At 62.4% G+C, this 20609-nt stretch carries 25 protein-coding genes and 1 riboswitch; of the genes, 16 read left to right on the top strand and 9 right to left on the bottom strand.

Annotation, left to right across the window (positions count from 1 at the left end):
• From AB4Z27_RS10830 to AB4Z27_RS10850, 5 genes are all read left to right on the top strand, one after another.
• Positions 1 to 630: RHS repeat-associated core domain-containing protein (locus AB4Z27_RS10830; RefSeq protein ID WP_441644452.1), on the top strand; the 630-nt coding region annotated here is incomplete at its 5' end.
• Positions 631 to 632: 2 nt separating this feature from the next.
• Positions 633 to 1022 carry a hypothetical protein gene (locus AB4Z27_RS10835; protein WP_441644453.1) on the top strand — a complete coding sequence of 130 codons (390 nt, stop codon included), beginning with the start codon at positions 633 to 635 and terminating at the stop codon, positions 1020 to 1022.
• A 69-nt stretch (positions 1023 to 1091) separates the two neighbouring features.
• Positions 1092 to 1502: a hypothetical protein gene (locus AB4Z27_RS10840; RefSeq protein ID WP_441644454.1), complete on the top strand. Its 411-nt coding sequence runs from the start codon at positions 1092 to 1094 to the stop codon at positions 1500 to 1502.
• Positions 1503 to 1936: 434 nt separating this feature from the next.
• Positions 1937 to 2194 (top strand): hypothetical protein, encoded by a 258-nt coding sequence (locus AB4Z27_RS10845; protein WP_144199916.1) that lies wholly within the window; start codon positions 1937 to 1939, stop codon positions 2192 to 2194.
• Between the two features lie 156 nt (positions 2195 to 2350).
• Complete coding sequence (locus tag AB4Z27_RS10850) at positions 2351 to 2761, top strand: hypothetical protein (protein WP_250025747.1); 411 nt, start codon at positions 2351 to 2353, stop codon at positions 2759 to 2761.
• A gap of 43 nt (positions 2762 to 2804) precedes the next feature.
• Here the strand turns inward: AB4Z27_RS10850 and AB4Z27_RS10855 are convergent, their stop codons facing one another.
• The 4 genes from AB4Z27_RS10855 to flgA all read right to left on the bottom strand — a co-directional run bounded on the left by AB4Z27_RS10855 (position 2805) and on the right by flgA (position 4858).
• Entirely contained in the window at positions 2805 to 2975 is a 171-nt protein-coding gene (locus tag AB4Z27_RS10855; protein ID WP_177219943.1) for a hypothetical protein, read from the bottom strand.
• Between the two features lie 172 nt (positions 2976 to 3147).
• Positions 3148 to 3609: a flagella synthesis protein FlgN gene (locus AB4Z27_RS10860; protein ID WP_092295848.1), complete on the bottom strand. Its 462-nt coding sequence runs from the start codon at positions 3607 to 3609 to the stop codon at positions 3148 to 3150.
• Between the two features lie 9 nt (positions 3610 to 3618).
• On the bottom strand, positions 3619 to 3936 hold the full coding sequence (flgM, locus tag AB4Z27_RS10865; RefSeq protein ID WP_149138701.1) for a flagellar biosynthesis anti-sigma factor FlgM: 318 nt from the start codon (positions 3934 to 3936) through the stop codon (positions 3619 to 3621).
• A 184-nt stretch (positions 3937 to 4120) separates the two neighbouring features.
• A complete protein-coding gene (gene flgA / locus AB4Z27_RS10870; RefSeq protein ID WP_441644455.1) occupies positions 4121 to 4858 on the bottom strand; it encodes a flagellar basal body P-ring formation chaperone FlgA in 738 nt (245 codons plus the stop codon).
• Positions 4859 to 5146: 288 nt separating this feature from the next.
• Here flgA and flgB point away from each other — a divergent pair, with 288 nt between their 5' ends.
• The 11 genes from flgB to flgL all read left to right on the top strand — a co-directional run bounded on the left by flgB (position 5147) and on the right by flgL (position 15953).
• Positions 5147 to 5554 (top strand): flagellar basal body rod protein FlgB, encoded by a 408-nt coding sequence (gene flgB, locus AB4Z27_RS10875; RefSeq protein ID WP_092295839.1) that lies wholly within the window; start codon positions 5147 to 5149, stop codon positions 5552 to 5554.
• 12 nt (positions 5555 to 5566) lie between these two features.
• Positions 5567 to 5974, top strand: a complete 408-nt coding sequence (gene flgC, locus AB4Z27_RS10880) for a flagellar basal body rod protein FlgC (protein WP_092295836.1) — start codon at positions 5567 to 5569, stop codon at positions 5972 to 5974.
• A 45-nt stretch (positions 5975 to 6019) separates the two neighbouring features.
• A complete protein-coding gene (gene flgD, locus AB4Z27_RS10885; RefSeq protein WP_092295833.1) occupies positions 6020 to 6682 on the top strand; it encodes a flagellar hook assembly protein FlgD in 663 nt (220 codons plus the stop codon).
• A 74-nt stretch (positions 6683 to 6756) separates the two neighbouring features.
• Complete coding sequence (gene flgE / locus AB4Z27_RS10890; protein ID WP_441644456.1) at positions 6757 to 7980, top strand: flagellar hook protein FlgE; 1224 nt, start codon at positions 6757 to 6759, stop codon at positions 7978 to 7980.
• A 31-nt stretch (positions 7981 to 8011) separates the two neighbouring features.
• Positions 8012 to 8755, top strand: coding sequence for a flagellar basal-body rod protein FlgF (flgF, locus tag AB4Z27_RS10895; protein WP_092295826.1), 744 nt, complete (start codon positions 8012 to 8014; stop codon positions 8753 to 8755).
• 36 nt (positions 8756 to 8791) lie between these two features.
• Complete coding sequence (gene flgG, locus AB4Z27_RS10900) at positions 8792 to 9577, top strand: flagellar basal-body rod protein FlgG (protein ID WP_092295824.1); 786 nt, start codon at positions 8792 to 8794, stop codon at positions 9575 to 9577.
• A gap of 11 nt (positions 9578 to 9588) precedes the next feature.
• A complete protein-coding gene (gene flgH, locus AB4Z27_RS10905) occupies positions 9589 to 10287 on the top strand; it encodes a flagellar basal body L-ring protein FlgH (protein WP_244844726.1) in 699 nt (232 codons plus the stop codon).
• A 7-nt stretch (positions 10288 to 10294) separates the two neighbouring features.
• Positions 10295 to 11488 carry a flagellar basal body P-ring protein FlgI gene (locus AB4Z27_RS10910; RefSeq protein WP_092295818.1) on the top strand — a complete coding sequence of 398 codons (1194 nt, stop codon included), beginning with the start codon at positions 10295 to 10297 and terminating at the stop codon, positions 11486 to 11488.
• Positions 11488 to 12501 (top strand): flagellar assembly peptidoglycan hydrolase FlgJ, encoded by a 1014-nt coding sequence (flgJ, locus tag AB4Z27_RS10915; RefSeq protein WP_441592637.1) that lies wholly within the window; start codon positions 11488 to 11490, stop codon positions 12499 to 12501. The genes AB4Z27_RS10910 and flgJ overlap by 1 nt, the downstream gene beginning before the upstream one ends.
• A 253-nt stretch (positions 12502 to 12754) precedes the next feature.
• Entirely contained in the window at positions 12755 to 14674 is a 1920-nt protein-coding gene (gene flgK / locus AB4Z27_RS10920) for a flagellar hook-associated protein FlgK (protein WP_092295809.1), read from the top strand.
• Between the two features lie 43 nt (positions 14675 to 14717).
• A complete protein-coding gene (gene flgL, locus AB4Z27_RS10925; RefSeq protein ID WP_092295805.1) occupies positions 14718 to 15953 on the top strand; it encodes a flagellar hook-associated protein FlgL in 1236 nt (411 codons plus the stop codon).
• Positions 15954 to 16280: 327 nt separating this feature from the next.
• Here the strand turns inward: flgL and map are convergent, their stop codons facing one another.
• The 5 genes from map to msuE all read right to left on the bottom strand — a co-directional run bounded on the left by map (position 16281) and on the right by msuE (position 20106).
• On the bottom strand, positions 16281 to 17048 hold the full coding sequence (gene map / locus AB4Z27_RS10930; RefSeq protein ID WP_441644457.1) for a type I methionyl aminopeptidase: 768 nt from the start codon (positions 17046 to 17048) through the stop codon (positions 16281 to 16283).
• The gene (locus AB4Z27_RS10935) at positions 17045 to 17254 is read right to left on the bottom strand and encodes a ParD-like family protein (RefSeq protein ID WP_092295796.1); all 210 of its coding nucleotides are present in this window, start codon (positions 17252 to 17254) and stop codon (positions 17045 to 17047) included. The genes map and AB4Z27_RS10935 overlap by 4 nt, the downstream gene beginning before the upstream one ends.
• Positions 17255 to 17382: 128 nt before the next feature.
• Positions 17383 to 18408 (bottom strand): methionine synthase, encoded by a 1026-nt coding sequence (locus AB4Z27_RS10940; RefSeq protein ID WP_092295793.1) that lies wholly within the window; start codon positions 18406 to 18408, stop codon positions 17383 to 17385.
• Between the two features lie 89 nt (positions 18409 to 18497).
• Positions 18498 to 19481 (bottom strand): DUF1852 domain-containing protein, encoded by a 984-nt coding sequence (locus AB4Z27_RS10945; RefSeq protein WP_441592634.1) that lies wholly within the window; start codon positions 19479 to 19481, stop codon positions 18498 to 18500.
• 43 nt (positions 19482 to 19524) lie between these two features.
• Positions 19525 to 20106, bottom strand: coding sequence for an FMN reductase (gene msuE / locus AB4Z27_RS10950; protein WP_441644458.1), 582 nt, complete (start codon positions 20104 to 20106; stop codon positions 19525 to 19527).
• A gap of 224 nt (positions 20107 to 20330) precedes the next feature.
• Positions 20331 to 20581: riboswitch (cobalamin riboswitch) on the top strand.
• Positions 20582 to 20609 lie beyond the last annotated feature (28 nt).

Raw genomic sequence — 20609 nt, forward strand, 5'->3', positions numbered from 1 at the left:
ATTGCCAACCCACTGCGCTTCCAGGGCCAGTATTACGACCAGGAAACCGGGCTCCATTACAACCGGCACCGGTACTATGATCCGGTAAGCGGGCGGTWTGTSAGCAAGGACCCGATTGGGCTGGAAGGCGGGATTAATGCCTACGCGTATGCACCGAATCCGGTGCAGTATCTCGATCCCCTCGGACTTTCAGCCCTTGAAAAGACAACAACTTTCTACCATGCAGGGGATATTAAAGGGGGAATTGATCCTGCAAGGAGTCGCGCAAATCTGGATTTTAACCCCGCAGGAAAAAGAGGATTTTATGTGACGACAGATAGGGCGCAAGCAGAGGATTGGCGTTCAAATAAGCGCCCAACCATTACCACGTTTGCCGTTCCGGATGCGGAATTACAGAAATTGAATATAAAAGTATTCGATTTTGCAGACTCGGAGTGGGCTGATTTTGTCACGCGAGGCCGTAAGGGTACGCTTTCTCATGGGTACGATGCGGTAAGCGGGCCTATGGTTAAAAACCCACTAGCAGTAAAAGAGAGTGGTGCTTATCCGAAAAGTAGTGGCTGCCAGATGGCAGTTTTTTCCGCAAAGGCGATTTCAATATTTAATGCATCCATGAGRGAGGATTGTTAGTCATGATGGACGAAGGAAGGATTGTCGATGGTATTCGAATCATTAATGACAAGAACCCGAGGGAAGTCGTTATTTTCAACTTTCATACGTGGGTGGAGATTATCGCGGGACTTATGGTCAAGTATGGTGGAAAAAATGAGGTCGAAGCCAAGACCATTCTTCTTGAGTCGCCCTTAGTAGAAAACGCCCTGAAAAACTATATGGCTGTAGTTTTACGTGCCCATGAGGTAGATTATCATTGGGCGATGCTCTATGCCCATGGGGAGGGATATTGGTTGAGGGGAATCGACACAAACGAACCGGAAGGCTATAAAGAATGGGATGCCCAGTACAGAAAAGACCGCARCCTCAAAGCCGAAAGCTTCGAATTTGACGATGACGCACCAACCTAGCATTGCTGATGCAGATTTTCCGCGAAGGGGATCTTGATTTTCGACAAAGCCAACAGGAGGACTGCTAGGATGGACGAACGCAAAATTGTCGATGGCATCGTCATCATCGATGACCACGATCCCCGGCAAGGCGTCGTTTTTAATTTTCGAACCTGGGTGTCAATCATAAAGGCAATCATGGTTAGATATTCGGAAAAGAGCGAGTGCGAAGCCGACAAAATAATTATGGATTCTTGGCTCGTGAAGAGGGCTCTAGAGGATTATATGGCCATTGTCGTACGGGCACATGAACTCGATTATCATTGGGCTATGATACTCGTTCATGGGGAGCGCTATTGGCACAGGGGGATAAGTGAGATCGAGCCAGATGATTTCTGGGAGTGGGAGGCGGRATATAAAAGGGATCACAACCTGAAACAGGAGAGCTTCATTTTCAGACATCCACCAAAAAATCCCCCCGTGACGCAACACCCCTGCTAGGCGAAGGCGTATCGTCGAAACGCGTCGCAAGACGCGCTGGGCCCACTCTGGCCAAAGCCGACACTTTCCCGACGACGGATCCTTAGTTCTCGTCTGCGAAACCGCCGACATTACCCGATACTCATCACCACGAGGCAGGCAATAGCGATGTAAACAGGCGCCATGCCAGTGTCCGAAGATCACCGTATTTTCCGCTTGGAGCGGGGGGCTGCGCTTGATATTAAAGGTAGTCAAGCCTACAGATGAAGTGCGTCGGCTTTTTTACGCGTGGGCGTAAAGCTTTCGCATGGATATGATGCAGTAAGTGGCCTCTTGGTAAAAAATCCCGGTGCCGTAAAAAATGGTGCGCACCCTGTGGCTAAAGGGTGTCAGTTTGCAATTTCCTCGGCGAAAGCCGGTGAGATGTTCACACAAAATCGGGGAGGGTTAGTGCGATGGATGAAGACAGGATCGTGGACAGCATCTTGGTTGTTGATGATGAGGATCCAGGGGGATGTCATTTTCATACCTGGGTCTCGATCATGGAGGCAATCATAGCGAGATATGCATTCAAAACAGAGGCTGAGGCGAAATGTCTGGTGCGCTCCTCATTTGGTGGGGCTCTGAATGGTCATATGGCTATTGTTATGCGTTCGCGCGACCTTGAATATCATTGGGCGATGCTGTTGGCGCATGGTCCGCAATCTGGATGAGGGTATCGACTCGCGTGAGCCCGAAGGTTTTTGGGGTTGGGAAAAGCAATACAGAAAAGAGCATAACCTGCAGGRCCGGAGCTTTGTGACAGTGACGAATCGCCGGAGTAGCGTAACAGGCGAGAAATTGCAAATAACGAGAGTGATGAGCTAGCAATGGATGAAAGCAAAATTGTCGATGGTATCGTCATCGTTAACGACCGCGATCCCAGAGAAAGTGTTGTTTTCAATTTTCGTTCCTGGGTGGCTATAATTAGGGCCATCATGGTGAAATATGCGGGGAAAACGGAAGACGAGGCCGACGCCATACTAATGAATTCCTGGCTTGTGGAAGAAGCTTTGGATGACTATATGGCCATAGTCGTACGCGCTCATGACCTCGACTATCACTGGGCCATGATATTAGCGCACGGTGAGTGTTATTGGTGGAGAGGTATCGACTCCAGGGAGCCGGAAGGCTTTTGGGAGTGGGAGGAGCAGTACAGGGTGGACCACAACCTGGAATCGGATGACTTTATTTTTAGTGATGAGGAGCCAGCGCCTCCGATCGCAACCGATGCGAAATAGGGCGGAGCGCCCCTCACGCGCCAGCCCGCCCACGCCCACATCCCTACGACGGATCCTTAGTTCGCGTCCGCGAAACCGCCGACATCACTCCAATTCCCAGTACCACCAAGCAGGCAATACCGATATAAACCGGAGCCAACCCAGCGATGCTGAGGCCCCAGGCGATGCCGCCGACAAGCAGCATGAGCCCGATGAGATAGAGCGCGAAGGACATGAGTGACACCTCCCAGACAGAAAGTGGTGGCATCCGCGCGTGTCGTGCGGATGCGCCTGTCTGTCAATGTAGGCAAGGTGCCTGCCGGCCGGGATCGGTCGATGACCTAGCCTTGCGTAGGCCGGTTCTGACTACCGCCGGGTTGGGACCGGCGGTGTGATGCGTATGTAACTCAGCCGGCCGCCAGGCTCACGCCGCTTGCGGCGTTCTGCGCGCGGCCGTCGCGGCCATACATCTCGTTGGGGCCCGAGCCGCCCTGGCGCAGCACCTGGATGGCTTCCTGCGTRAATTCGAGGTGGGCGTTGACGATGGCGCCGTTCAGCGCGTTGGCGTCCTTGGCCTTGCTGGCGAAGAACACCACCTTGCGCCACGCTTCGGTCACGTCCGCGTCCACCAGCCCGCCCACGAGCAGGCCCGCCGGGCCCACGCGCAGGCCCAGCGCAATCATCTGCGCCTCGCGCGCCGCGGTAGCGCGYGTGAGGCCCTGAGCCAATTCCATCTTCTGGTTGAGCAGCTCGCTCAACGCCTGGAAATCCTGGCGTTTGATGGCGTCGCGCTCCTCGGCGAGGGTGCGGCCAAATGCGGCGATGGCGTCAGCTTCGAGCTTCAGGGTCTGGATCAGGGCTTGGCTCATGTCAGGGAGTTATTGGCTTTCGCCTTGGCTCAACTCGCGCAGCGAAGCGAGCAAGCCATCGGCGATCTTGCTGGGATCGATCTTGATCCTTCCTTCCGCGATTGCCTGGCGGATTTCCTCGACCTTCGCGGTATCGATGTCGTCGTCGGTCTCATTGACCAGGCGCGAACCGATCTCACGTACTTGCGCGGTCAGCGGGCTGACGCGCACGCCGGTCAGGGCGCCGGAAGTCGCGGACGAGGCGGCACCGTTGGCGGCCGGACGGGCTGCGCTGTCGGTTGCCGCGGCATCGGCGGGCAGGGACGGAGTGGATTGGTTGATCTTCACGGTGAAATCCTTGCTGGGTTCCCTTGGCTTATCGGATGTTCCACCCGGAACTTTAGGGTTTTTGCATCCTGATCAGGGTTGGGCGGCATTCTCGCACGCGCCGCCTACGCCTGCTCTTACTTCCTGCTTCCTCGGGAATCCAGGCGACTACTTCAGGCTTCTTCCGTTAAAAAAGTGACGCTTGCTACTGCAGGACAATCGTGTCGCCGCTCCGGACGACGCCGCTGACGACCTGACCGTTGCGCAGACGCACCTGCACCGAATTGCCGGTGGCGGCATCGGCCAGCACCTTGCCTTCACTGGTGAGCTGGAACGAGTCACCTTCGACGGTCACGTTGACGGTCTGGCCCGACTTCACGGCAATCGACTTCTTGAGTAGATCGGTGCGCATGGGCGAGCCGGCCGCGATGCGGTTGGCTGCCACGGCGCCGGCTACCTGTGTCGGATCCGTCACAACGGCGCGCGGCAGCGCGGCCAGGTCGCCCTGGCGCATTTCGAGGTCTGCGGCGCTGATGGTCTCGCCGGGGGCCATCGCGCGGGCCGCCACATAGTAATCAGTCAATACCGACACCCGGGCCTGGACGTAGCGCGTCCAGGGCCGGTCGCCRCCGCAGCGCACGCCCACGGCCACGCGGCCCCATGGGGCGGCGCCGGACGGCAGGAACGGGTCGGGAAGGATGCAATCGGGCGCGCGGCCGCCCGAAGGCGGCACCACCTGCACGCTGACCTTGCCCGGCAGGCCGGAGGCCTGGCGCAGCAGGAACTGTTCGACGACCACGCGTACGGGGTCGTCGGCAAACGGGGCGGGAGCCGACGGCGACGCCACCGGCGTGACCTGGGCGGGCGCGGCGGCGGACGGCKGGGCCAGCGCGAAGCCGGCCAGCGCCATCAGCCCGGCGGCGGCCTGGCGAGTGAGGTTCATAGGGGTCATCCCAGCAAGGATGGGGGCGGCGGCACGGGCGGGTCCGCGCGATGTCGCCACACAACATCGGAAATACAACAACGAATCTGTGGGGCAATTGTAGGCAGCCTCGCGCGAAGGGTCGGCGCGAATTGCGCGGATTTCTCGGTCCTATTCGCACGATTGGCGTGACAGGCCGGCCCCTAAGATGGCAACCCTGAAGAAGCCCCCGACCGGGATGCGTATACGTATTCCCAGGTCTACGGCAGTTTTCTCCCCGAAGTTGAAGCCAGAGCAGGAAAGGCAGACATGATCGACAGACTCGATGCGGCGTTGCGCTTCCAGCAGGAAGCCCTGAGCCTCCGGACCCAGCGGCAATCGGTGATTGCCTCGAACATCGCCCACGCGGACACGCCGGGCTACAAGGCACGCGATTTCGATTTCGCCAGCACCCTGGCGACGTCGGTGGAGCGCGGCCGCCAGAGCGAAGGCATGACGCTTTCCACCACGCAGGTGCGCCATCTGCCGGGCCAGGCGCCGACTTCGGGCAGCGCCGACCTCGACTACCGCATTCCGCTGCAGTCGAGCATGGACGGCAACACCGTGGAAATGGACACCGAGCGCGTGGCGTTCGCCGACAACACGGTGCATTTCGAAGCCGGCCTGACGGTCATGAGCAGCAAGATCAAGACGATGCTGTCGGCGATCCAGAGCTAACCAGGACCGACCATGCCCAGCATGAACATTTTCGACGTGGCCGGCTCCGCCATGGCCGCGCAGTCGCAGCGGATGAACGTGACGGCCTCCAACCTGGCCAACGCGGACAGCGCCGTGGCGCCGAACGGCCAGCCGTATCGCGCCAAGCAGGTGATTTTCGAGATGGCGCCCACGCCCGGCCAGTCCGATGTGGGCGGCGTGCAGGTGGCCGGCGTCATGGAAGACGCCGCCCCGGCACGGATGGTGCACAACCCGTCGCACCCGCTGGCGGACGCCAACGGGTACGTGACGATGCCCAATGTGAACCCGGTGGAAGAGATGGTCAACATGATCTCGGCGTCGCGTTCGTACCAGGCCAACGTGGAGGTGCTCAACACCGCCAAGACCATGATGCTGAAGACGCTGACGATCGGTCAGTAATCCACAACTTTTCGAATCCTTCCAGGAACCGCCGGAACCGACACCATGACGACCACTTCTTCCGTCAACAGCAACTCCGCCGTCAACGACGCGCTCAAGGGCGGCAGCTCCAGCGCGGCAGATCTTCAGAACAACTTCCTGAAGATGCTGGTGACGCAAATGAACAACCAGGACCCGCTCAACCCGATGGACAACGCCCAGCTCACCTCGCAGCTGGCGCAGATCAGCACGGTGAGYGGCCTGCAGACGATGAACGAGACCCTGACCGCGCTGCTCTCGCAGACCGCGGCCAGCCGCGCGATGGACTCCGCCAACCTGATCGGCAAGACCGTGATGGTGCCGGGCAACGCGATCACCGTGGCAGACGGCGTGGCCACCAAGATCGGTGTGGACGTGCCGTCCACGGCTGACTCGGTGACCGTGCAGGTGCTCGACAAGAACGGCAACGTGGTCCGCAACATCGACATGAAGGGCCAGACCGCCGGCGTGCACGACATCGCCTGGGACGGCAAGAACGACCAGGGCAACGCCGTGGCCAATGGCGAGTACACCTTCAAGGTGTCCGGCACGGCCGAGGGCAAGGATGTCAGCGCCATYGCGCTGGTCTACGGCAAGGTCCAGTCCATCAGCGGTGACAGCACCGGCGTGCTGGTCGAACTTGGCGACGGCAAGACCGCCAACGTCGACGACGTGCGCCGCATTTCCTGATCCACTTTTACGTATCACCCGGTCCGGCATACGCGCGGGCAATTCACGAACGACAGCCTTATTAGGGGAAAATCATGGGTTTTGGTCAAGGGGTAAGCGGCCTGAACGCCGCCGCGTCCAACCTGGACGTGATTGGCAACAACATCGCWAACGCCAACACGGTTGGCTTCAAGCAATCCACCGCGCAGTTCGCGGACGTGTACGCGGGTTCGAAGATCGGCCTGGGCACGCGCGTGAACGCCGTGGTGCAGTCGTTCACGAACGGCAACATCGCCTCGTCGGGCCGTAACCTGGACGTGGCCATCAGCAACGGCAACGGCTTCTTCCGCCTGACCAATACCGATGGCTCGGTGTTCTATTCGCGCAACGGCCAGATGAACCGCCTGGACGATGGCCGCCTGGTCAACGCCACGGGCCTGCAGGTCACGGGCTACCCGGCTGGCACCACCGCCGGTGGCGTGGCCCCGCAGCCGATCACCATCAGCAACGCCCAGATGCCCCCGCGCGCCACGCAGACCGTGACGGCGCAGTTCCAGCTCGACTCGCGCAGCACCGTGCCGACCACGGCCTTCGCCAGCGCCCCGGGCGCGCTGCCGACCTCGGACATGTTCAACTACAGCACGGCGATCAGCGTYTATGACTCGCTGGGCAACAAGCAGCAGGTCACCGCGTATTTCTCCAAGTCGGCTGCCGCGCCGACCGTGCCGGGCGGCACCAACTGGAACATGTACCTGACCGATTCCGCGGGTAACACGCTGGCCGGCATGCCGGTCTCGATGGCCTTCGACAGCAACGGCGTGATGCAATCGACGACGCCGGCGAACCCGACGCTCGCACTGCCGGCCGCCAACGGCGCCGCCGCGCTGACCGCCAACCTGAACCTGACCGGTTCCACGCAGTTCGGCTCGGACAACGATCCGAAGAAGATCGTGCAGGACGGCTACGCMTCGGGCGCGCTGCTGGGCTTCTCGGTGCAGGAAGACGGCACGATCCTCGGTTCYTACTCGAACGAGAAGACGCTGTCGCTGGGCCAGATCGCCATGGCGACGTTCGGCAACGTGGAAGGCCTGAAGCCGGAAGGCGACAACGTGTGGTCCKCCACCGGYGCMTCGGGCCAGGAACTKCTCGGCACGGCCGGYGGCGCCATGGGCACGCTGAAGTCCAACGCCGTGGAAGAGTCCAACGTGGACCTGTCCGGCCAGCTGGTCAACCTGATCGTCGCGCAGCGTAACTATCAGGCCAACGCGCAGACCATCAAGGCGCAGGACACCGTCCTGCAGACCCTGGTGAACATCTGATCCACGCTGATCTCTCCGCCGGAACGCCGACATGGACCGCATGATTTACACCGCCCTCTCGGGCGCCAAGCAGATACTCGACCAACAGGCCGCGGTATCGAACAACCTGGCCAATGCCTCCACGCCGGCGTTCCGCGCGCAGATCAACCTGTATCGCGCTGTACCGGTGGTGGGGCAGGAGACGCAGACCCGCGCCTTCACGCTGGCCTCCACGCCGGGCGCCGACATGAAGGCCGGCCCGCTGACGTACACGGGCCGCGACCTCGACGTCGCCCTGCAAGGCAACGGCTGGCTGGCGGTGCAGATGCCCGACGGCTCCGAGGCGTACACCCGCGCCGGTGCGCTGCAAATTTCGGCCGACGGCCAGCTCCAGACCTCGGTCGGCCGGCCGGTGCTGGGCGATGGCGGCCCGATGGCGGTGCCGCCGGGCGCCACGGTATCCATCGGTACCGATGGCACCGTGGTGGCGCGTGGCCCGGGCGAGGCCGCCAATGGCCTGGCCCAGGTCGGCAAGCTGCGCGTGGTATCGCCGCCGCCTGAAGGGCTGGCACGCGGTGACGACGGCTACTTCCGCCTGCGTCCCGGCGTGAACGCGCTGGAGCAGGACCCCACCGTGCGCGTGATCTCCGGCGCGCTGGAGGGCAGCAACGTGAATCCGGTGGAGGCGATGGTCGACATGATCGCCAACGCGCGCCGCTTCGAAATGCAGATGAAGATGATTACCGGCGCCGATAGCAACGACCAGCGGGCCAACGCGCTGCTGTCCAACAACTGAAGCGCGTTGCGCTGACACAGAACTCGAAGGAAAACCATGATCCGCTCACTCTGGATTGCAAAGACCGGCCTCGATGCGCAGCAGACGCAGATGGACGTGATCTCGAACAACCTGGCCAACGTGTCCACCACGGGCTTCAAGCGCAGCCGCGCCGTGTTCGAGGAACTGATGTACCAGACCATCCGCCAGCCGGGCGCGCTGTCGTCGGACCAGACCGTGCTGCCCTCGGGCATGCAGCTGGGTACCGGCGTGCGCCCCGTGGCCACGGAACGTATCCACACGCAGGGCAACCCGACGCAGACCGGCAACGCGCGCGACGTGGCCATCATCGGACAGGGCTTTTTCCAGGTGACGATGCCGGACGGCACCACCACCTACACGCGTGACGGCTCGTTCCAGGTCGATCCGAACGGCCAGCTGGTGACCTCGAGCGGCTTCGTGCTGAACCCGGCCATCACGCTGCCGGCCAACTACACCTCGGTGAACGTGGCCCGCGACGGTACCGTCACGGTGATGCAGCCGGGCCAGACCAACGCCGCCACCGTCGGCCAGATCCAGCTCGCCACGTTCCCGAACCCGGCCGGCCTGGAAAGCCTGGGCGAGAACCTCTACGCGCAGACCGATGCCTCGGGCGCACCGAACACCACCGTGCCGGGCCTGAACGGCGCGGGCACGCTGCAGAACAACTACGTTGAAGCGTCGAACGTGAACGTGGTCGAGGAACTGGTCAGCATGATCCAGACCCAGCGCGCGTACGAAATCAACAGCAAGGCAGTGCAGACGTCCGACCAGATGTTGCAACGCCTGACCCAGATGGGATGATGGGAGTGACCATGGCCGCCAAGCTGCATCGCCTCGGTGTGTTTGCCCTGTACGCCTTTGCCGGCCTGGCCGTGCTGGCGAGCGGCGGCTGCGCACTGATGCCGAAGGAGCCCCTCGTACAGACGCCCACCACGGCACGCGCCGAGCCGCGCGCCGTGGGCGCGCCCACGGGTTCCATCTTCGCCTCGTCCTACGCGGGCAATCCGCTGTTCGAGGACCGGCGGCCACGTAACGTTGGCGACATCCTGACCATCGTGATCAGCGAGAACGTCAACGCCAGCAAGAACTCCGGGACCAATGCCAGCCGCACGGGCAGCACGACGTTGTCGTTCGACGCCGTGCCGCGTGCGCTGGCCGGGCTGTTCAGCGCCAGGTCGAATGCCGATGTCAACGGCAGCAATGCCCTGAAGGCCAGCGGCGGCGCCACCGCCGCCAACACCTTCAACGGCACCATCACCGTCACGGTGCTGGAAGTGCTGGCCAACGGCAACCTGGTGGTGTCCGGAGAAAAGCAGATGGCCATCAACCAGGGGGCGGAGTTCATCCGCTTCTCCGGCGTGGTCAATCCGCGCACGATCACCGGCGACAACGCAGTGCCGTCCACCCAGGTGGCGGATGCACGGATCGAGTACACCGCCAAGGGATACATCGACGAAGTGCAGAACATGGGCTGGCTGCAGCGCTTCTTCCTCAATGTCTTACCGTTCTGATCCCGCCATGTTTCTGCCTCCGATGCCTTTCCACAAGCCAGGCTCGCTATTGGGCACCCCGCCCGGCCTTCCTACCCGCTGGGGTCGYGCGGTCTCTCTTCCGCGCCTGTTGCTCGCGCTCGCGCTGGTCTTCGGACTGGTGGGCGCCGGCACGGCGCATGCGGAACGCCTGAAGAACCTCGTCACGTTCCAGGGCGTGCGGGACAATCCGCTGATCGGCTACGGCCTGGTCGTGGGGCTGGATAACACCGGCGACCAGACCATGCAGACGCCGTTCACCACGCAGAGCATTACGAACATGCTMTCGCAGCTCGGCGTGACATTGCCCGCCGGCAAGAACATGCAGCTGAAGAACGTGGCCGCCGTGATGGTGACCGCCACGCTGGCGCCGTACGCGCAGCCCGGCAGCCAGCTCGACGTGGTGGTCTCGTCGATGGGTAACGCCAAGAGCCTGCGCGGCGGCACGCTGCTGATGACGCCGCTCAAGGGCGCCGACGGCCAGGTGTACGCCATCGCGCAGGGCAACATGCTGGTGGGCGGCGCGGGCGCGTCGGCCAACGGCAGCAAGGTCCAGATCAACCAGCTTGCCGTGGGGCGTATCGCCAACGGCGCCGTGGTGGAACGTGCCGTCGCGGCCTTCCAGCCCGAAGGCGGCTACATGAACCTGGAACTCAAGGATACGGATTTCGGCACCGCCGAGCGCGTGGTCGACGCCATCAACCGCAACCTCGGCCCCGGCACCGCCGCCGCCATGGATGGCCGCGTGGTGCAGGTGCGCGCCCCGCAGGCGCCGACGGCACGCGTGGGCTTCCTCGCACGGATCGAGAACCTCGACGTCACCCCGGCCAAGGCCGCCGCCAAGGTCATCCTGAACGCCCGCACGGGTTCCATCGTGATGAACCAGGCGGTGACGGTGGAAGACTGCGCCGTGGCGCACGGCAACCTGTCGGTGGTGATCAACACSCAACCGGTGATCAGCCAGCCGGCGCCGTTCAGCAACGGGCAGACCGTGGTGGCACCGGTGTCGCAGATCGACCTCAAGCAGGGTGGCGGCTCGCTCCAGATCGTCAAGGCGGGCGCCTCGCTGGCCGCGGTGGTCAAGGGCCTGAACGCGCTCGGCGCCACGCCGGCCGACCTGCAGACCATCCTCGAGGCCATGCGTGCCGCCGGGGCGCTGCGCGCGGAACTGGAGATCATCTGATGTCGGGCGCCACGCTTTCCTCGCAGACCGACGTCTCGCAGCGCTTCGCGCTCGATACGCAGGGCTTCGAGGCGCTCAAGAACCAGGCTCGCGCCGGCAACAACCAGAACACCCTGCAGGCGGCCGCCAAGCAGTTCGAGGCCGTCTTCACGCAGATGGTGCTCAAGAGCATGCGCGACGCCACGCCGCAGGACGGCATGTTCGACAACGAGCAGACCAAGCTCTACATGTCGATGATGGACCAGCAGCTCTCGCAGCAGCTGTCCTCGCGCGGCATTGGCCTGGCCGATGTGATGATCCGCCAGCTGGCGCGTGCCACGGGCACGCAGCTGCCGGACACCATGGCCGCGCCCGGTGTGGGCGGCCGCCCGCAGGATGGCCAGATGGCGGCCCTGCTGGACAGCCGGGGCGCCACCGACGCCGACGGCCCGCCGCCGATCGGCACGGTGCTGCCCGGCAATGCGTGGAACCCCACCGCCGGCGTGCGCCAGTATCAGGGCCAGGCGGACTGGCAGCAGAACGGCCAGTCGCAACTGGGCCAGCTCCCGGACGACTCCCCCGAACACATCAGCAACTTCGTCAACCGGCTGGCCGCGCCGGCCATGGCCGCCTCGCGCGCCTCGGGCGTGCCGGCCAAGCTGATCGTCGGYCAGGCCGCGCTCGAATCGGGCTGGGGCCGCCGCGAGATCACCAACCCGGATGGCTCCACCACCTTCAACGTGTTCGGCATCAAGGCCGGCGCGAACTGGAAGGGGCCGACCGCCGAGGTGCTGACCACCGAATATGTCGATGGCCAGCCGCAGAAGGTGCGGGCCCGCTTCCGTGCCTACGGCTCCTACGACGAAGCGTGCGCTGACTACGCGCGGCTGCTGACCACCAACTCGCGCTACGCGGGCGTGGTGGCCGCCAACAGCGCGGAAGAAGCCGCGCATGGCCTGCAGCGCGCCGGCTATGCCACCGATCCGGCCTACGGCGAGAAGCTGGTCCGGATCATGAAGAAGGTTTCGACCTGACGGATGGGCGGCATGGCAACGCATACGCCGCCCAATCTCCCGTCCCACGCTTCGCGCGGCCCGCTTTCGGTCGCGCTATTGGCGCTTCCAGACTACGTCTTCACGCAAGTGATCGCTCACAACATGCGCGCCGGCCAACACGTGGAAATGGCCGATGAGACGCTAAAGTCCCGCGTGGTTCGCGCCGTTAACTTGCTCATCCACCGCCGCCGGCCGCACGCCGAAGGCTACCAACAGATCCGGGGTCAGACACATGTCTCTCTTTAATATCGGTCTTTCGGGCCTGAACGTGGCGCAGAACGCGCTGACGACGACCGGCCACAACTTCAGCAACGCAGCTACCGCGGGCTATACGCGCCAGAACACGATCATCGCGTCGGCGGGCGGCCAGTACACCAGCTCGGGCTTCTACGGCCAGGGCTCCAACACCATTACCGTGCAGCGCGTGTACGACAGCTTCCTGACCGGGCAGCTGCGTGGTGCCACGTCGGCCAGCGCCCAGCTGGCGACGTACGCGGACCAGCTCTCGCAGATCGACAACCTGCTGGCCGACCAGAAGGGTGGCCTCTCGCCGCTGATGCAGAAGTTCTTCGCCGCCGTGCAGGCCGTGTCGGACACGCCGGCAGACACCGCCGCGCGCCAGAGCCTGCTCTCGGCCTCCCAGGCGCTGGCCGGCCAGATCAAGTCCTCCAGCGACTACTTCAAGCAGCTCCAGGACGGCCTGAACACGCAGATCAAGTCGACGGTGACGCAGGTCAACGACTACACCAAGCAGATCGCGAACCTGAACAAGGAAATCACGCGCATGACCGCCGCCGGCGGTGGCCAGCCGCCGAACGATCTGCTCGACCAGCGCGACCAGGCCGTGGCGATGCTGACCGAACTGGTCGGCGCCAAGGTGGTGGTGCAGGACGGTGGCACGTACAACGTGTTCGTCGGCAACGGCCAGCCGCTGGTCATGGGCAGCGATTCGTACGACATGGTGGCGCAGCCCTCGGCCACCGACCCCGGCCGCACAACGGTGGGCTACACGCTGCTGAGCGGCAACATCATCGAAGCCCCCGAGGGCTCGGTGACGGGCGGCTCGCTCGGCGGCATCCTGAAGTTCCGCTCGGACTCCCTGGAGCCGGCGCAGAACGCCATCGGCCGTCTCTCGCTGGCCATCGGCCAGACGTTCAACGACCAGCACAAGCTGGGCATCGACCTGAACGGCGCCATCGGCACGGACATGTTCTCGCTGGGCTCGCCGGTGGTCTACGCCAACAAGAACAACACCTCGGCGGCGATCGCCTCGGCCACCATCACGAACGCCGGCAACCTGACGACCAGCGACTACGCGCTGAAGTTCGATGGCACCAACTACACGCTGACGCGCCTCTCGGACAACAAAGTGGTGGCCTCGCAGGCGGGCGCCCCGACCGCCGCCACGCCGATGGTCGTCGATGGTGTCTCGATCAGCCTCAGCGCGCCGATGAACGCCAACGACTCGTTCCAGATCCAGCCGACGCGCAACGCCGCCGCCAGCTTCGGGACGCTGATCACCGACCCTGCCAAGGTAGCCGCGGCTTCCCCGGCGCGCGCGGACGTCAACAAGAACAACACCGGCACGGGCACCGCCAAGCTCACCAATGTGGCGCAGGGCTTTGCACTGCTGGCGAAYGCGCCGATCACGGCCACCTACAACAGCGGCACGGGCACCTACACGTTCACCAACGCGCTGGGCGCGGCAGTCGTGCCGACCAGCACCGCGCCCAACGGCACGGGCACCGACGTGACCTTCAACGGCATGACGTTCACGTTCAACGGCGCGCCGAATAACGGCGACACCTTCACGTTGGCCAACAACACCGGCGCCGTGGCCGACAACGGCAACGCGCTGGCGCTGGCCAAGCTGCAGACGGCCAAGACGATCAACGGCACGTCGAGCTTCAACGACGCCTACGCGCAGCTGGTCAACGACGTGGGCAGCGCGACGAAGTCGGCGACCATCGCCTCGACCTCGCAGGACAGCATCACCAACCAGATCTATGTGGCCCAGCAGTCGGTCTCGGGCGTGAACATGGACGAGGAAACCGTGAACATGCTCAAGTTCCAGCAGCTGTACCAGGCGAACGCACGCGTGATCCAGACGGCCAGCACGCTGTTCGACACCCTYATCGGCATCGGCGCGTAATCGCGGCGGCCAACGATCTCAACGGATACGAAGGAATCTCGCCATGCGCGTCGCAACCTCTACCCTGTACCATCAGGGCCTGGCCTCGATGAACGGCCAGCAATCGGCCCTGCTGCACGTGCAGCAGCAGCTCGGCACCGGCCGCCGCATCCTGACGCCGTCCGACGACCCCGTGGCCGCCACGCGCGCCCTGGGCGTGTCGCAGTCCGGTGCAGTGAACACGCAGTACACCACGTCGCGCAGGCAGGCCACGGCCTCCCTCGGCCTGGAAGACAACACGCTGGCCACCGTCACCACGACGATCCAGAACATCCAGACCATGCTGGTGAACGCCGGTAACGGCACGCTGAGCGACAACGACCGCGCGTCGCTGGCCACTGCGCTGCAAGGCCAGTTCGACCAGCTRATGGGCCTGGCCAACGCCGACGACGGCAACGGCAACTACATCTTCGCCGGCCTGCAGTCGGGCACCGTGCCGTTCTCGCTCAACGCGGCGGGCGGTGCGATGTACCAGGGCGATACCGGCCACCAGCTGCTGCAGGTGGATGCCGCGCGCCAGATGGAAGCGGGCAACAACGGTTCGGAAGTGTTCATGAGCGTCACCGGCAACGCCGGCTACGTGCTCAAGGGCAATTCGGCCAATACCGGCACGGGCACCTACAGCGCGATCTCGGTCACGGACCCGACCGACCCGCTGTACGGCCACTCGCTGACGCTGACGTTCCAGACCGACGCCGGCACGGGCAAGATGCAGTACAGCATCATGGACACCACCACCGGCACCGCCGTGGGCACCCCGACGGACTACTCTGAAAACGTGGCCATCAAGGTGGCAGGCGTGTCGTTCTCGGTGAAGGGCGTCCCGGCAGACGGCGACACCATGACCGCCAAGCCGGCGCAGCAGGCCGGCGCGGACGTGTTCGCAAACCTGAAGGCCGTGATCGACGCGCTGAAGGCCCCGATCAACACCGGCCTGAACCAGGAAGCGGCGAACGCCAACCTGCAGAACGTGATCGCCACGGGCATCCGCCAGTTCAGCAACTCCCTGGACAACGTGCTGACGGTGCGCTCGTCGGTGGGCTCGCGCCTGAATGAAGTCGACGCGCTGGACACCATCGGCGAGAACCGCGCGCTGTCCAACGCGCAGACCCTGTCGGGCCTGCAGGACCTGGACTACGCGGCCGCCATCAGCGAGTTCTACCAGCGCCAGACCGCGCTGCAAGGCGCGCAGCAGTCGTTYATGCAGATCCAGGGGATGAACCTGTTCAAGTTTCTGTAAGTGGGAGCCGGGCCGCTAGTCGGCCCGGTGGAAAGCGCTTCGTTGAAAGCCAGCCAATCGGCTGGCTTTTTCATTTTCCCTTGTCTTTGGTCATGCGGGCCACCAGATGTCGGACCAGATGCCGGACCAGATGCATCGGCCCCAGCAGCTTCGAYCCTAGCATCGCGTCGATGTCGGATCGGGCGGKCTCCAKGAACGGCTTGAATACCAGTGAGGCGGCTGTCGTGACCAGGTGATCGATCTTGGGGATGGCGCGAGCCAAGGCTTCGACTTCGGACTCGACCCCAATATCGACACGATGCGTGGTAACCCCTGCCTCAACACGGGTCAGTTCGGCATTCTTTCATCCGCGCGTAGCGTCAGAACCCRGACGCCGTGTCGAGTTACGGCGACTGTGTGCTCGAACTGTGCGGACAGCTTTCCGTCACCCGTCACCACAGTCCAGCCGTCGGCTTCCGTRTGAACCGCATGCCGCCCCTGATTGATCATCGGCTCGATGGTGAACACCATGCCTTCTCGCAGCACCAGACCCGTGTTCGGCTTTCCCCAATGCAGGACCTCTGGGGGCTCGTGCATTTCTCGACCGATGCCGTGCCCGCAGTATTCCCGCACGACTGAGTAGCCATTGCGGCGAGCATGTCGCTCAATGGCATACCCCACATCACCTAGTCTCGCGCCTGGGCGGACGGCTTTGATTCCTTTCCACATCGCTTCATACGTTACGCGCACGAGTTGTTTGGCAAGCGGAGAGACTTCGCCGACCAGATACGTCTTACTGGAATCCGCAATGTAGCCATTGTTCTCCAGCGTGATATCGAAATTCACTATGTCGCCGTCCTGGAGGACCTCCGCGGGGGACGGAACGCCGTGGCAAACGACGTGGTTACGGGAGGCATTGAGGGCGTAGGCGTACCCGTACTGCCCTTTGCTGGCTGGGCGCGCGTGGAGTTCGTCGACAATGAAGTGGTCCACCAGATCGTTGACCTGCATGGTGGACATGCCGAYCAGATTCAGGCGATCCAGGCGAGAAAAAACCTCTGCCAATAGCCTGCCCGATTCGGCCATCAGGGCAATTTCCCCAGGTTCCTTGGTCACGAAGCCACCTTCAAGCTTTGCGCAACAACACCCGCAGCCCGCAGTTCGCGAGTGACGATCTCATTGAAGCTTTGCGTGGGATTCATTTCGCACAGCATGCCAATCTTCATCCAGAACGCTGCCTGAGCGTTGATAGACCGACATGACACGCCGCTTGCCTTGCGCAACTGATCATGCAGCTCGCCATCGATGTTCACGATGCCCATAGTGCCATCCATATATGAAACATATAYGAATCATATAGGCAATCGCGCCGGCGACGCAAGCCCTGTGTCGCTCCACTCCTGGTCAGCCCAACAGAATCCGCGGCCAAGAGCGGACGACCATGTGGGCGTCACGCCGTGGTGAGCCGCTCCTTTGCCAGCCTCGTGCCTGCTGCCAGCGCCTCCAGCTTGCGCCACGCCACATCCCGACCCATCGGCGCCAGGCCGCAATTCGTGCACGGGAACAGTCGCTCCTTCGGCACGAACTCCAGCGCCCGGCCGATGGTGTCAGCCACTTCCTCGGGTGTCTCGACCACGTCGCTGGCCACATCGATCACGCCGACCAGCACGTCCTTACCGGCCAGCAGCCCCATCAGGTCGGGCGGCACATGGGAGTGGATGCATTCCAGGCTCACCTGGTCGATGCAGCTGCGGGCCAGCGCGGGGAACACCGTCTCATACTGGCGCCATTGGTCGCCCAGGGTGCTCTTCCAGTCCGTATTGGCCTTGATGCCGTAGCCGTAGCAGATATGCACCGCCGTCGTACAGGTCAAGCCCTGCGCCGCGCGCTCGAGCGCCTGCACGCCCCAGTCGGCGGCATCCTTCATGTAGACATTGAAGGCGGGCTCGTCGAACTGGATGATGTCTACGCCGTCGGCCTGAAGCGCCAGGGCCTCCTGGTTGAGCAACTCGGCGAAGGCGAAGGCCATCTTGACCTTGTCGCCGTAGAAGCGGTCCGCCACGGTGTCGACGATGGTCATCGGGCCGGGCAGGGTGAACTTCAGCTTCTTCTTCGTGTGCGCGCGCGCCAGCTGTGCTTCGAAGGCATGCACGCGGCCCTTCAGGCGCAGGGCCGAAACCACCTGCGGCACCATCGCGTCGTAGCGGTTGTCGCGGATGCCCATCTTCACCTTGTGCTCGAAGTCGATGCCCTCGACCTGCTCGAGAAATCCGTGCACGAAGTGCTGTCGCGATTGCTCGCCGTCGCACACGATGTCCAGGCCTGCGTCTTCCTGGGCCTTGATCCACAGTAACGTCGCGTCGGCCTTGGCCTGGCGAAGCGCGTCGCCTTCAGCCTTCCACTGAGGCCAGAGTTTGTTTGTTTCAGCCAGCCAGCCTGGCTTCGGCAGGCTGCCGGCGATGGAGGTTTCAAACATCTGAGGATTCCTTTCAAGCAACGATGGGTGTGGCAAGCRTACTTCGGGACCGTTTTTCCCGATCAGCCACGGGACGGCGTGTTATGGGGTCAGAGCGCGAAATTGGCAGACCATTGATCAAGGACGTTCTTGTACGGCTTGATGAAGTTCTCCTCCGCAAATTTCCCCTGCTGGACAGCCAGCTGGCTGCGTTCTTCCCGGTCATAGACAATCTGCGTCAACGAGTAATCCTGGTTCTTCAGGCTCGGTTGATAGCGTTTCCCTGCTGCAGAATTGGCGTTGTAAATCTCGGGGCGATAAATCTTCTGAAAGGTTTCCATTGTGCTGATGGTGCCGATCAACTCGAGATCTGTGTAGTCGCCCAGAAGATCGCCGAAAAAGTAGAAAGCCAAGGGTGCAACGCCATTCGGAGGCATGAAGAAACGAACCTGCATCCCCATCTTTGCGAAGTATCGGTCGGTCGAGGACAGTTCATTCTGTTGATACTCGACCCCAAGTACGGGGTGCTGGTTTCCGGTCCGCTGATAGGTCTTGCTGGTCGAGGCGCTTATGGAGATGACAGGCGGCTTGTGGAAGCGCTCCTTGTAAGTGCGCGAGGCAACAAACTGCTTGAACAGCTTTCCATGCAAGTCACCAAAATCGTCTGGCGTGCGGAATTCCGCTCGATCAACGTTGTACCTTGGAAGCAAGACGCTGAAGTCGTAATCGCGTACGTAGGAGGAGAAGTTATTCCCCACGATGCCGTCGATGCGTTTGTGCGTTTTCTTGTCGAGAATGCAGGTTTTCAGTATCTCGATCAACGGAAATGCATCGTTGCCGCGCTTGGCGTCGACACTCATCTCCACGGAGATGATCTCGAGCTCGACAGCGTAGCGATCTCCGGTCGGATTGTCCCAATGCGCCAGGTCATTGAAGCGATTGTCAATCATCCTCAACGTGTTGCGCAGATTCTGTTGCCTACTCTTTCCCCGGGCCAGGTTGGCAAAATTGGTGGTTACGCGCGTACTGTCCGATGGCTGATAGTTTTCATCGAAAAGAATGCTCTTGAGGCTAAAGGCAAGTTCTTTGTTCATTGCGATCCAGTGACCTAATTTTTGAGAGAAGTCGATTCTTGTTTCAGGCCACAACCACTTCCTCGGCCAGAGCGGGCCTTGCGTGGCGCGTCAGTTCGACCAACGGCAGTGCCCGTTGGATCGCCAGCCTGGCCCGCTCGATGAGGGCCTGGTTCTGCAGGCGGTAGTCGACGAAATCCTTGTCGGTCGCGTAGACACCCAGCGGCAATGTGCGCGCCTGGAAGAAGCTGAACAGCGGCCGCAACTGGTGGTCGATCACCAGGGCATGGCGCTCGCTGCCACCGGTGGCAGCCAACAACACAGGCTTGTCGATCAAGGCGTCCTGATGAATGAAGTCGAAGAAGTGCTTGAACAGTCCGGTGTAGGAGCCGCGGAACACCGGTGTTGCCACCACCAGGACGTCAGCTTGCTCAACCGCCGCAAGTTCCCGCTCCACCGTGTCGGGCAAGTGGGTGCGCCAGACCGCRCCGGCAAGCCGCGGTGCGAGCTGACCCAGTTCAACCAAGCGCTGTTCGCACGGAAGTTCGTCTGCGATCAGGTCTAGCAGGTGCTCTGCCAGGGCTGCAGACTTGGAGGGGCGTTGTAGCCCGCCGGAAACCGCTACTAGACGGAGTGGACGTGTCATTTTTGCTTTCATCTGTTGCGAGGCTCACGCGACATGCCAATCGTATGGATGTGCATCGATGAAGTAAAATGGCTTTATTTCAACAATMCATGAGCAGTAGTCATGTGAGTTATCGGGCGCACCCGCCGGGTCATCCCGCTCTCACGCCTYCGTGCTCCCCAGATCAGCATGTGCGCTTTGTAACCGTCCGTTACGGGTAGAATGCGCACCGCGGCACGTCCCCTGTGCCGCCCGTGATTGCAGGTGCCCGCGATGCKCGTGGGTTAAACGGGAAACAGGTACGTCGCCGAGCCGCGACCAAGCCTGTGCTGCCCCCGCAACGGTAAGCAGGTTCGGGAACTGTCATGTCGATCCATCGGATCGGCGGCCACTGCGCGATTGTCATCGTTGTCATCGCGTGGGAAGGCGACGGATTCCCGGGAGCGCACGCTCCCCGCCTGTCAGCCCGGATACCGGCCTGTTGTCATCATCGAAATCTTTCGCACGGACGGGGTCGTCCGGCT

The sequence above is a fragment of the Cupriavidus sp. KB_39 genome (assembly GCF_052114485.1).
Classification (GTDB): domain Bacteria; phylum Pseudomonadota; class Gammaproteobacteria; order Burkholderiales; family Burkholderiaceae; genus Cupriavidus.

Coding starts and splice junctions, on each gene's coding strand:
- AB4Z27_RS10845 (WP_144199916.1), top strand. CDS start 1,937: ATGGATGAAGACAGGATCGTGGACAGCATCTTGGTTGTTGATGATGAG.
- AB4Z27_RS10850 (WP_250025747.1), top strand. CDS start 2,351: ATGGATGAAAGCAAAATTGTCGATGGTATCGTCATCGTTAACGACCGC.
- AB4Z27_RS10855 (WP_177219943.1), bottom strand. CDS start 2,975: ATGTCCTTCGCGCTCTATCTCATCGGGCTCATGCTGCTTGTCGGCGGC.
- flgB (WP_092295839.1), top strand. CDS start 5,147: ATGATCGACAGACTCGATGCGGCGTTGCGCTTCCAGCAGGAAGCCCTG.
- flgC (WP_092295836.1), top strand. CDS start 5,567: ATGCCCAGCATGAACATTTTCGACGTGGCCGGCTCCGCCATGGCCGCG.
- flgF (WP_092295826.1), top strand. CDS start 8,012: ATGGACCGCATGATTTACACCGCCCTCTCGGGCGCCAAGCAGATACTC.
- flgG (WP_092295824.1), top strand. CDS start 8,792: ATGATCCGCTCACTCTGGATTGCAAAGACCGGCCTCGATGCGCAGCAG.
- flgH (WP_244844726.1), top strand. CDS start 9,589: ATGGCCGCCAAGCTGCATCGCCTCGGTGTGTTTGCCCTGTACGCCTTT.
- AB4Z27_RS10935 (WP_092295796.1), bottom strand. CDS start 17,254: ATGGGCATCGTGAACATCGATGGCGAGCTGCATGATCAGTTGCGCAAG.
- AB4Z27_RS10940 (WP_092295793.1), bottom strand. CDS start 18,408: ATGTTTGAAACCTCCATCGCCGGCAGCCTGCCGAAGCCAGGCTGGCTG.
- AB4Z27_RS10945 (WP_441592634.1), bottom strand. CDS start 19,481: ATGAACAAAGAACTTGCCTTTAGCCTCAAGAGCATTCTTTTCGATGAA.